Origin of the sequence: Agrobacterium larrymoorei (genome assembly GCF_037722385.1) — a bacterium.
Lineage (GTDB): Bacteria > Pseudomonadota > Alphaproteobacteria > Rhizobiales > Rhizobiaceae > Agrobacterium > Agrobacterium larrymoorei_C.
In genome coordinates, this window is record NZ_JBBKAQ010000001.1 from 492,963 (window position 1) to 504,146 (window position 11,184).

An 11,184-nucleotide genomic window follows, 5' to 3' on the forward strand; every position below is an offset into this window, starting at 1 on the left:
GAGCGTTTGAAATCAAGGACTTCAGACGCTCCTATTAAAGCATCGATTCACGCGCTCGAGGAGTATTGCGAATGGCTTCCTACCTGATTGGTGTCGATGTCGGCACCGGATCTGCTCGTGCTGGCGTGTTCGATGTCGCGGGCAAACTCCTTGCCACGGCCAAGCGATCGATCACGATGCACCGGGAAGACGGTGGCATCGCGGAACAGTCGAGCGCTGAAGTCTGGCAGGCGGTCTGCGAGAGCGTGCGAGAGAGCGTCACAAGCGCCGACATCGTTCCAGCCGACGTGATGGGCGTCGGTTTTGATGCCACGTGTTCGCTCGTCGTGCGCGGCTCGGGCGATGAGACTTTGCCAGTTGGTGCCTCCGATCATCCGGAGCGCGATATTATCGTCTGGATGGATCACCGGGCAGTTTCGCAGGCTGAGCGTATCAATGCTGGCGGTCACGCCGTCTTGCAGTATGTCGGCGGGCGCATCTCGCCGGAGATGCAGACACCGAAGCTTCTATGGCTGAAGGAGAACAGGCCGGACGTCTACGCACGGGCGGACCATTTCTTCGATCTGACGGACTTTCTGACTTGGAAGGCCTCAGGGGCGCTTGATCGTTCCGCCTGCACGGTAACGTGCAAATGGACCTATCTGGCTCATGAGGACCGATGGGACGCGCAGTATTTCAATGCCATCGGCCTTGGTGATCTGGCGGAGCAGGGCTTTCGCCGCATCGGCAAAAGCGTCGTTCATCCGGGAACGGCGCTCGGCTCTGGCCTGACTCAGGGTGCGGCCGAAGCTATGGGATTGCGTGCGGGCACCGCGGTTGCGGCCGGCCTGATCGACGCGCACGCAGGCGGCGTGGGGACGGTAGCGGCAGGCGGTGACGCCTCCCGGTGCCTCGGCTACGTTTTCGGCACGTCATCCTGCACCATGACCACCACTGCCGAGCCCGCCTTCGTGCCGGGTGTTTGGGGTCCATACTACTCCGTCATGGTTCCTGGGGCCTGGCTGAATGAGGGTGGTCAATCCGCTGCCGGTGCCGCTATCGATTATCTCGTGCAATTGCACCCGGCGTTTGCCGAGGCAAAGACGATGGCCGACAGGGAAGGTAAGGGCTTGCCGGTCTGGCTCGCCGATCGCGCTATGAGCCTCGCCGCGTCGGCATCTGCTGCTGCGAATATCGCGAAGGATTTCCATGTGGTGCCGGAATTTCTCGGCAATCGCGCTCCATTTGCCGATCCGCATGCCCGCGCTGTAATTGCCGGTTACGGCATGGAGATAGGCGTCGATTCACTCGTCGCGCTCTATGTTGCCGGGCTTCTTGGCCTTGGCTACGGCCTTCGCCAGATCATCGAAACACAGGCCAAGCACGGTGCGCCGGTAGAAACCATCAGCGTCAGCGGCGGGGCAGGTGCCCATCCGCTTGCCCGGCAATTGCTGGCAGATGCCGCAGGCATGCCTGTCGAGTTGACCGAATGTGAAGAACCCGTTCTTCTTGGGTCTGCCATGCTAGGCGCAGTTGCCGCAGGGGTGTTCCCGGATCTGTCGTCCGCCATGCCGGCAATGTCGAGGGTAGCGAGCCTTGCCTCTCCCGAACCTGCTTTTGAAAAGGTGCATGATGCGCGCTACGAGGCGTTCCTGGCGCTGCAGAATGCAGCTCGCGCCATTCGGTCCAACAGCCGTTCTTGAACACCGCTAGACGCAAAGATTACCAGGCCTGCGCGGCCGCCATTTTACGAGGATACGATGCAGTTTTCTGGAAAGTCCGTCATCATCACCGGCGCCGGCAAGGGAATTGGACGCGCCTGCGCCCGCCTCATGGCAGCCCGTGGCGCGGAAGTCGTGGCGATAAGCCGTACTCAGTCCGATCTCGATAGCCTGAAAGAAGAAATCGGCGGTCGCTCGATCCGCGCCGATCTTGCAGATGCCGCTGCTACGCGGGCTGCGATGGCGCAGGCAGGCACCTGCGATTTTCTGATCAATAGTGCCGGGATAAACGTGCTGGAAAGCGTGTTGGACATGACCGATGCAGGCTATGACGCCGTGCTCGGCATCAATCTGCGCGCCGCCATCATTACCTGCCAGGAGTTTGCGCGGGTACGTGTGGCAAACGGCGGAGGCGGCGCGATCGTCAATATCACGTCGATTGCCGGTCATCGGGGGTTTCAGGATCATCTGTGTTACGCCGCGTCCAAGGCGGGGCTTGAGGGCGCGACACGGGTGCTCGCCAAGGAGCTTGGTCCTCATGGCATCCGCGTCAATGCGGTCGCACCCACCATCACGCTGACCGAACTTGCTGCGGAAGCCTGGAACGACCCTGTCAAAAGTCAGCCGATGATGGTTCGCCATCCGCTCAATCGTTTCGCGGAAGCGGAGGAAGTGGCGGAGAGCATCGCGCTGCTCTTGTCTGACGACAGCAAGATGATTACCGGAGCGATATTGCCGATCGACGGCGGCTTCCTCGCTGTTTGACCAGCGGTTCTGCGGCACCGATCCAGGGGGAACTCCCTGCTCGGCCCTTGGCGAATAAGGCGTGGCTATCGCTCCGCCTGCTTCGGCGAGACCGGTATCGCTAGCGGTTCGGCTTCGACGAATGTGGCGAAGGATTGAGCGATGTCCCCGATGTCGCCATCGACAATAAAGACGAGAACGCTTGTGCGGTCGCCTGCGGGCCAGGCGGCCATGTGCACGGGTTGATGGATTAGATGTTGAACGCCGTGGATGACAACGGGCGTATCATATCCGTCCACGCCGATGATGCCCTTTATGCGCAGGAGCTTTTCACCATGCCTGTTGACCAGTAGGGAGAGCCAGGTGGAAAACCTGGGCCACGAGATCGTGTTGGACGTGGTCACGGATATGGCGCGGATCGCGCCATGCGCATTGACGTCTTGCAGCTGCGCATGTGCGTGATCATGGTAACGTTCCGCTGCGACCCAGCGCCGAGCCTCGGCCGGTCGGGCGGACAGGTCGTGGATATCCTCCGTCAGGATCAGGCTGGCAGCAGGATTGGCAGGGCCAGATACTTCGATGCTGGCTGTCGGATTCATGGTCGATAGTTTGGCGATGAGCGCTGCTATCGAGCCGGGCTCTGCAAGGTCCGTTTTGGTGATGATCAAGCGATCGGCGACGGCGACCTGCCGCGCGCTCTCGGTGTAAGTTTCAATGTTATGTTGGCCATTGGGGACCTCGACAACGGTGACGATGTTGCCCATCGAAAAATGATATTTCAACATCAGATCAGCCGTCAGCGTGGAGACGATCGGTGCTGGATCGGCAAGTCCTGTGGTCTCGATGATGAGCCGGTTGAAAGACCCTATACGACCCGCCTTGCGCTTTTCGAAGAGCGACAGGATCGCCTGCTTCAGATCGCCGCGGATGGTGCAGCAGATGCACCCACTCTGCAGAAGGACCGTATCCTCTTCGATTGTCTCAACCAGCAGATGATCGAGACCGATGCTGCCGAATTCGTTGATGATCACGGCGGTATTGGAAAGATCAGGCCCCGACAGCAAGGCATTAAGCAGGGTCGTCTTGCCTGAGCCCAGGAAGCCGGTGAGGACGTTGACGATGATGGCTGGTTGAGCGCCCGATGCCATCACGCCTCTCGCATCTTCGACAGGAGCATTGGATCGAGAGGGTCGATCGCCGCGCCGGCAAAAGCCTCTGCCAATGGCCACAATTGGCCCAGATGGTCTACGACCGCACTCTTTCCCGTGCGGCCGGTGAGAACATATCGATCATTCCAGACCTTCAACCGCAGGCCATAATGGCTGAGGACAGCATTGACGGCACTGGCCTGGCGGTAGCGCTCGGCGGCTGGCGTCATCGACGCAACGCCTTTGCCGCCGCTGCTCCAATGATCTGCCGCGCCAAGCGCACCGCACAGGCCGCACATCCGCCTTCTCCCTTACGACTGTGGACGCGCCGTGCCGCTGCGCGGGTAACGCTTGGCAAAGTCAGCGGCAATCTCTTCCATGGTGACGAACTTCACGCCCTCAAACTGACGGATGTGGTCGAAGATGCGCTCGTGCATCTTGAGGACGTGGGGTTTGCCGGAAACATCCGGGTGGATGGTGAGCGGGAAGACGGCATAATCATAATTTTCATAGACCCACTCGAACTGGTCGATCCACATTTGCTCGAGGTCGCGGGGGTTGACGAAGCCGTGGCTATTCGGCGCGGCCTTGATGAACATCATCGGCGGGAGGTCGTCGAGGTTCCAGGAGGCAGGGATTTCGATCAGGTCGGTTTCGGGACCTTGGATAAAGGGTTTCATCCAATGCGACGGATGCTTGGAATAATCGATCTTCGTCCATTCGTCACCGACGGTGACGTAATATGGGTGGTGGTCATTGTGCATCAGGGAGTGATCGTAAAGAATACCCTTTTGCTTCAGCAACTCGTTGGTCTTGGAGCCAAATTCCCACCAGGGGGCCACATAACCGCGCGGCGGTTTGCCGGAAAGCTTGGTGATGAGATCGACGCATTTGTCGAAGATCGCTTCTTCCTGTTCGGGCGTCATGGCAATCGGGTTTTCATGGCTGTAGCCATGCATGCCGATTTCGTGACCGGCGTCGGCAACCTGCTTCATCTCATCCCAGAATGTCTCGATCGAATGTCCGGGGATGAACCAGGTGGTCTTGATGCCCCACTTTTCGAAAAGACGGAGCAGACGGACAGAACCGACCTTGCCTGCAAAGACACCACGGGAAATATCGCAAGGGCTGTCTTCACCACCGTAAGAGCCAAGCCAGCCCGCGACGGCATCGACGTCGATACCATAGGACACCAATATTTCCTTCGCCATGATCGCTTCCTTCTGTAATGGCCGGATAGGCCTGATTGAATTCAAGGCAGTTCGGTTGGGGAGAGGCCCGAGCGGCTGCCTCCCATGCTGATATGTTTGCGCATGTAATAGTGGGCGCCATCCGGATCGCCGCGTTCGATGGCCTCCAGGATCAACTCATGCTCCTTGACCGCAGGCCAGAGATCGCCAGGGTACAGGACCGGCATGCGCTGGCTCTCCTGCATGACGCCAGCGAATGTTCGATGCATATCGACGAGAAGGCGGTTGCCGGAGATGGCCAGGATCTGGCGGTGAAACTCGGCATCTGCCTCCACGTAACCGCCCAGATCTGCTTCCTGTGCCGCGCGGCGGAAGGCGACCATGGCGCTTCGCAGGCCGGCAAGATCGTCCTCCGTGCGCGACATCGCAGCAAGTTGCGCAGCGTAGCTTTCGACGACATGCCGCAACTGGTAAACCTCGCGGAGAGAGTAGGGGGCGGCTTGCGGCCAGGCACCGTTTCTCTCATCGCTGCCATCGGTGATAACGAAGCCGCGACCATTGTCTTGAGCTTTGATTTTGCCGGTGGTCAACAGAACGGAGGTGGCCTCGCGGAGCGTCGCCCGGCTGATGTCGAGCAGCCTTGCGAGTTCGCGCTGCGGCGGTAGCGCAGCACCCTGCGGCCACCGGCCCTCGGCAATCATCGAAGCCAAGGTTTTGACGGTGGCCGCGACAGCTCCACCCCTAGTCCTCACGTCGGCTGTGTTCTTGATCATCGTTTCAACCAAGTTCGTTACTCCGTCCTGGCCTGACCAAGAGCTTCGTTGAGCCAGAAGAACGGATTTCGGTCAGGCCGTCAACGTCAAAGAATAGGCACTATCTGCCCTATTTCTCGCCATTTGACATTTTTGGTCAGACCAAGTTAGCTGCCACAAAGACCCGAGGGAAAGCCATGACGAAAACCGTTTGCCTCATCACGACGGGCGGAACGATAGCCTCACAGAAAAATGCGAGCACAGGCCATGTGACGGCGAAGGTCAGTGGAAACGACCTTCGGGCATCGTTGGGAAGCCGTCTCAACGGCGTTGAGCTGGAGGTCGATGAATTCATGACTGTCGGGAGTTTCGCGCTCTCGCTCGAGGACGCCTTCAATCTCGCTTGCAGGATAAGGGACCGCCTTGCAGACCCCAAGATCGACGGCGTGGTTGTAACTCATGGAACCGACACGATGGAGGAGAGCGCCTATATGGCCGATCTTCTCATAGACTGCGAAAAACCGGTCGTCTTTACAGGTGCGCAGCGCGCAGCCGATGAGCCGGATGGAGATGGTCCCCGCAACATTGCGGACGCGGCTCGTATCGCCGCATGTGAGACCGCCCGAGGCTTGGGTGTGCTGCTTTGTTTCGAGCAGGAGTTTCATGCGGCCCGCGACGTGACGAAGTCACATACCTCCCGTACCGATACGTTCATCTCCGGCGAACATGGCAAACTAGGCGAAGTCGATGGCGACTTGGTCATCGTGCACAGGCGTCCGATCAGCTCGGGCAAGATTTCCCCAGCGCGCGTCGAGACGGATATCGAGATCGTCAAACTCGGAATCGGCACAAGCGATCGGTTCCTCCGCTTCGCCGCTTCCGAGGGAATGCGGGGCGTCGTCATCGAGGGCTTTGGTCGCGGCAATGCGACGCCGGCCGTGACGGCTGCTGCTATCGATCTCGTCAAGAGTGGCGTTCCCGTCATCATGACGAGCCGATGCCAACGGGGTCGCGTCAAACCGATCTACGGAAATGGCGGCGGCAAGACCCTTGCCGAAGGCGGCGTTATCTTTGCAGGCGATCTCAGTTCGCAGAAGGCGCGCGTTCTTCTTGCGATGCTTCTCGGATTCGGTTTGGGGATCGAAGAGATACGCCGCGAGGTTGAGCGCTTCGGTCTTTAAGCGGTGTTTCGGCGTTTCAAATAGGTGAAGCGGGACATTCGGAGGTCCCGCTTCATTTTTGCAGTCAGTCGATACGAGCGCCGCTGGCATTGAAGAAGTGCAGGTCCGCAGCCTTTGCGCCGATCTGAACAACGTCATCCATCTCGATACGCGAGCGTCCCGCCACGCGGAACACGATATCGCTTCCATCTGCCAGAATTCCGTGGACGTAGCTTTCGGCGCCCACAAGCTCCACAGCAGCCACCTTGACGGAGGCGCTAAAAGCCTCACTTTCGGAACCGTCGCTCGTCAGATGAAGGTCTTCGGGACGAATACCCAAAGTCGCTGCCGCGGCAGGAGTTGCTGCAGTTTGCGCCATCGACCAATTGCCGGACGCCGTCGGGATCGCCAGCAGGTTCATCGAGGGAGAGCCGATAAAGGTGGCGACAAAGGTCGTCGCCGGACGCTCATAGAGTTCGATCGGCGTGCCGACCTGCTCGATACGTCCTGCATTCAGGACCACCAGCCTATCGGCCAGCGTCATCGCTTCCATCTGATCATGCGTGACATAGACGCTTGTCGTGGCGAGCGAACGCTGGAGCCGCTTGATTTCGACACGCATCTGGACGCGAAGCTTGGCATCAAGGTTCGATAGAGGTTCGTCGAAAAGATAGGCGGCAGGTTCGCGCACGATCGCGCGGCCCATCGCAACGCGTTGACGCTGGCCGCCGGAGAGCTGCCGCGGTTTGCGCTCGAGGAACTGTTCGATTTCCAGCGCCTTTGCCGCCTGCTCGATACGGCGATCAATCTCGTCTTTCGGCGTGTTGCGGTTTTTGAGTCCGTAAGCAAGGTTCTGTCGCACCGTCATGTGCGGATAGAGCGCGTAGTTCTGGAACACCATGGCAATATCGCGCTCGGATGGTTCCAAGTCATTGACGACCCGGTTGCCGATTGAAATTTCCCCGCCTGAAATACTTTCGAGGCCAGCAATCATGCGCAGCAGGGTAGATTTGCCGCAGCCGGATGGGCCGACGAGGACAACCAGTTCTCCATCGGCGATTTGCAGCGACACGCCTTTGATGGCTTCGACATTGCCATACATCTTGCGGACATCGTTCAAAACAATCTGGGCCATTACTTTTCTGTCTCCACAAGACCTTTAACGAACCACCGCTGCATCACAACGACAACGATGATGGGTGGGATGATAGCGAGGATCGCTGTGACCATGACGTAGTTCCAAGGGGTGGAGGCGTCAGTGAAGTCGACCATGCGGCGCAGGCCAATGATGATCGTGTTCATCTTGGCGTCGTTCGTGACCAGGAGAGGCCAGAGATATTGTGTCCAACCGTAGATGAACAGGATCACGAAGAGAGCCGCGATATTGGTGCTCGACAGCGGCAGAAGGATATCTTTCATGAAGCGGAACGGCCCGGCATTGTCGATGCGTGCCGCTTCGACCAGTTCTCCCGGTATCGTCAAGAAGAACTGCCGAAACAGGAAGGTGGCCGTAGCCGACGCCATCAACGGCAACGTCAAGCCCGCGTATGTGTCGATCAAACCGAGATCAACGATCACCTTGTAAGTTGGCAGGATGCGTACCTCGACCGGCAGCATCAAGGTGATGAAGATCATCCAGAAGAAAAACATCCGAAAGCGGAAGCGAAAGAAGACGATCGCAAAGGCGGAAAGGAAAGAGATGATGATCTTGCCGACTGCAATCGCCATCGCCACGACGAAGGAGTTGAAGAGCAAGCGCTCAAGACTGACACCGACGACCCGTTCAACACCGCCCGACAAGGCTTCCCGGTAATTTTCGACTAAGTGCCCGCCCGGAAGCAGCGACATGGGCGGGCGGATGATGTCTTGCGATGTCATCGAGGAGGCGATGAACGTGTAATAGATCGGGAAGGCGACGATAATAATGCCGATGATGAGGATGAGATGGCCGATGCCATTCGCTATTGGGCGTTTTTCAATCATGTCTGGTCCTCACCCGTAATGAACCCGCTTCTCAACGAAGCGGAACTGGAATGCAGTCAGGGCGATCACGATGATCATCAGGATCACGGACTGTGCCGCGGATGAGCCGAGGTTCAGGTTGACGAAGCCATCATTGTAGACCTTGTAGACCAGCGTTTCCGTAGCCTTGGCAGGTCCACCGCCGGTGACGGCGTGAATGATACCGAACGTGTCGAAGAAGGCGTAGACCGTATTGACCACGAGCAGGAAGAACGTGGTTGGCGCCAGAAGCGGGAAGATGATCGTCCAGAAACGCCGGCTCCCCCGAGCGCCATCAATAGACGCGGCCTCAATGAGCGATTTCGGGATGGCCTGAAGACCGGCCACGAAAAAGAGGAAGTTGTAGCTGATCTGCTTCCAGGCAGCAGCGAAGACGATCAGCGCCATGGCTTGATCGCCCTTCAGCAGCGGGTCCCACTGGAAGCCTGTGGAGCGCAGCAGATAGGCGAGCGTCCCCATCGCCGGGTTGAACATGAAGAGCCACAGCATGCCTGCGACCGCTGGTGCCACGGCATAAGGCCAGATGAGCAGGGTGCGGTAGAAGGTCTTTCCACGCACGACCTTGTCGGCCGCCGTTGCCAAAAGCAATGCCACTGCCATCGACACTAAGGCTGTCAACGCGCTGAAGACGATCGTGACCTGAAGCGCGTGGAGATAATTGGGGTCCGACAGTGTCTCGGAGAAATTGGCAAGACCGACGAACGTCGTCTTCAGGCCAAAAGCATCCTCTTGCAGCACCGACTGATAAATCGCCTGGCTCGCGGGCCAGAAGAAGAAAATAGCCGTCAGAATAATCTGGGGTGCCAACAGGAGGTAGGGCAGGATTTTGTTCGGGAAGTGAACCGTGTGCAAGAGTGATGCTCCTCAGCCGGCCGGGGAAAAAGCATTGCCCGCATCATAGGATACGGGCAATGATTTCAGCTTACGATGATTACTTGGATGCTGCCGCAATAGCCGCATTGCCGCGTTCGACGATCTGATTGAGCGTCGTCTTGGCATCCTGCTTACCAGCCAGCATGGCTTCGAACTGCTCGTTCATGATGTCGCGGACCTGTGGAAGGTTTGGCAGGCGAACACCCTTGGAGTTTTCGGTCGGTGCCTTGCCCATCATCTGGAGGATCGGCGTCTCGCGCGCCGGGTTCTTCTCGTAGAAGCCAGAAGCCTTCGTGGCTTCGTAAGCGGCATTGGTCACAGGCAGATATCCGGAAACCTGATGCAGGCGTGCCTGGATCGGGGTTTGCGAGAGGAAGTGGAAGAACTGAGCGATGCCCTTATACTCCTCGTCGCTCTTGCCGCCGAACACCCAAAGGCTTGCGCCGCCTGGAATGGTGTTCTGTGGCCCATGACCTTCGTAATAAGGAAGCTGGCCGATACCGTAATTCATGCCCGACTTTACGATGTCGCCGAGACCACCGGACGATTCCGTCAAGATCGCGCATTCACCAGATAGGAAAAGCTGTTTCGCTTCGGATGTGCGGCCGCCATAACGGAAGGTCCCATCTTTCGCCATATCGGCGATCGACTGGAAATGTTCGACGAAGAGCGGTGCATTGATCTTCAATTCCACCTTGCCGCCACCAAGGCCGTTTTCATTCGTACCGTAGGAGACATTGTTCCAGGCGGCGAAGTTTTCGGTCTGGATCCAGGTGAGCCAGGTCGAGGTGAAGCCGCAGGGTGCAGCACCGCTTTCCTTGATCTTACGAGCGGCTTCGAACACAGCCGGCCAGGTCTTCGGCGGGTTTTCCGTGTCGAGACCTGCCTTCTTGAATGCGTCCTTGTTGTAATAGAGGATCGGCGAAGACGAGTTGTATGGGAAGGACAGCATCGTGCCGTCCGGCTTTGAGTAATAGGCAACGATCCCCGCAAGATAGTCAGCTTTGTTAAACTCAAAGCCGCCTTTCTTGAGAACGTCGGCGACCGGCATGATGGCACCTTCTGCACCCATCATGACGCCAGAACCGGCATCGAACACCTGAATGATTGCTGGTGGCTGCTTAGAGCGAAATGCGGCGATACCGGCATTGAGTGTTTCAGGATATGTGCCCTTGAACACCGGGGTGATCTTATATTCGCTCTGGCTTTCGTTGAACTCCTTCGCCAGTTGATCGACCACCTCGTTGTTGGCACCGGTCATGGCATGCCACCATTGCAGTTCCGTCGCTGCAAAGGCCGAGGTGCCGAAAGAAAGCGAAATAGCAAGTGCCGCCGCGGATGCAGCGAGACGTTTCATGGACATGATGCCTCCCTAAAAATTTACGCATGGTCCAGCAACAAGCTGCCCAGGATTTTTTGCGCTGGAACCTCCCAGAACCAGCGTCAGCGTGCTTCATTCGAAGCATGTCATATTCAAAACGAAAACAAGTGAACGTGCAACGAAATTATGACAGTCGGTTGTCCGGGTTGTGTAAAACCGCAGGACCAACACGTTGAACGGCACTCAGCGGATATGCCGGGACACGCCAGAACGT

At 58.1% G+C, this 11,184-nt stretch carries 11 protein-coding genes; 3 read left to right on the forward strand and 8 right to left on the reverse strand.

The window, feature by feature from the left end; translation table 11 throughout:
• The first annotated feature begins 71 nt into the window (after nt 1-71).
• Nucleotides 72-1,682: an FGGY family pentulose kinase gene (locus tag WKI41_RS02200; RefSeq protein ID WP_340191890.1), complete on the forward strand. Its 1,611-nt coding sequence runs from the start codon at nt 72-74 to the stop codon at nt 1,680-1,682.
• 57 nt (nt 1,683-1,739) lie between these two features.
• Nucleotides 1,740-2,465: an SDR family oxidoreductase gene (locus WKI41_RS02205; protein WP_340191891.1), complete on the forward strand. Its 726-nt coding sequence runs from the start codon at nt 1,740-1,742 to the stop codon at nt 2,463-2,465.
• Nucleotides 2,466-2,530: 65 nt separating this feature from the next.
• Here the strand turns inward: WKI41_RS02205 and WKI41_RS02210 are convergent, their stop codons facing one another.
• Genes WKI41_RS02210 through WKI41_RS02225 form a run of 4 tightly spaced genes read right to left on the reverse strand, consistent with a single transcriptional unit; the run spans nt 2,531 to nt 5,555 of the window.
• Nucleotides 2,531-3,592 (reverse strand): CobW family GTP-binding protein, encoded by a 1,062-nt coding sequence (locus tag WKI41_RS02210; RefSeq protein WP_340191892.1) that lies wholly within the window; start codon nt 3,590-3,592, stop codon nt 2,531-2,533.
• A complete protein-coding gene (locus WKI41_RS02215) occupies nt 3,592-3,891 on the reverse strand; it encodes a hypothetical protein (RefSeq protein WP_340191893.1) in 300 nt (99 codons plus the stop codon). Before WKI41_RS02215 ends, WKI41_RS02210 begins: the two co-directional genes overlap by 1 nt.
• Before the next feature lie 12 nt (nt 3,892-3,903).
• Nucleotides 3,904-4,803 carry a polysaccharide deacetylase family protein gene (locus tag WKI41_RS02220; RefSeq protein WP_340191894.1) on the reverse strand — a complete coding sequence of 300 codons (900 nt, stop codon included), beginning with the start codon at nt 4,801-4,803 and terminating at the stop codon, nt 3,904-3,906.
• Nucleotides 4,804-4,844: 41 nt separating this feature from the next.
• Nucleotides 4,845-5,555 carry a FadR/GntR family transcriptional regulator gene (locus WKI41_RS02225; RefSeq protein ID WP_340191895.1) on the reverse strand — a complete coding sequence of 237 codons (711 nt, stop codon included), beginning with the start codon at nt 5,553-5,555 and terminating at the stop codon, nt 4,845-4,847.
• A gap of 176 nt (nt 5,556-5,731) precedes the next feature.
• Here WKI41_RS02225 and WKI41_RS02230 point away from each other — a divergent pair, with 176 nt between their 5' ends.
• Nucleotides 5,732-6,715, forward strand: coding sequence for an asparaginase (locus WKI41_RS02230; protein WP_340191896.1), 984 nt, complete (start codon nt 5,732-5,734; stop codon nt 6,713-6,715).
• Between the two features lie 64 nt (nt 6,716-6,779).
• Here the strand turns inward: WKI41_RS02230 and WKI41_RS02235 are convergent, their stop codons facing one another.
• The 4 genes from WKI41_RS02235 to ugpB all read right to left on the reverse strand — a co-directional run bounded on the left by WKI41_RS02235 (nt 6,780) and on the right by ugpB (nt 10,946).
• A complete protein-coding gene (locus WKI41_RS02235) occupies nt 6,780-7,829 on the reverse strand; it encodes a sn-glycerol-3-phosphate ABC transporter ATP-binding protein UgpC (protein WP_340191897.1) in 1,050 nt (349 codons plus the stop codon).
• On the reverse strand, nt 7,829-8,677 hold the full coding sequence (gene ugpE, locus WKI41_RS02240) for a sn-glycerol-3-phosphate ABC transporter permease UgpE (RefSeq protein WP_306927732.1): 849 nt from the start codon (nt 8,675-8,677) through the stop codon (nt 7,829-7,831). The genes WKI41_RS02235 and ugpE overlap by 1 nt, the downstream gene beginning before the upstream one ends.
• Before the next feature lie 9 nt (nt 8,678-8,686).
• The gene (ugpA, locus tag WKI41_RS02245) at nt 8,687-9,568 is read right to left on the reverse strand and encodes a sn-glycerol-3-phosphate ABC transporter permease UgpA (protein ID WP_340191898.1); all 882 of its coding nucleotides are present in this window, start codon (nt 9,566-9,568) and stop codon (nt 8,687-8,689) included.
• A gap of 79 nt (nt 9,569-9,647) precedes the next feature.
• Complete coding sequence (gene ugpB, locus WKI41_RS02250; RefSeq protein ID WP_425340983.1) at nt 9,648-10,946, reverse strand: sn-glycerol-3-phosphate ABC transporter substrate-binding protein UgpB; 1,299 nt, start codon at nt 10,944-10,946, stop codon at nt 9,648-9,650.
• Nucleotides 10,947-11,184: the final 238 nt, after the last annotated feature.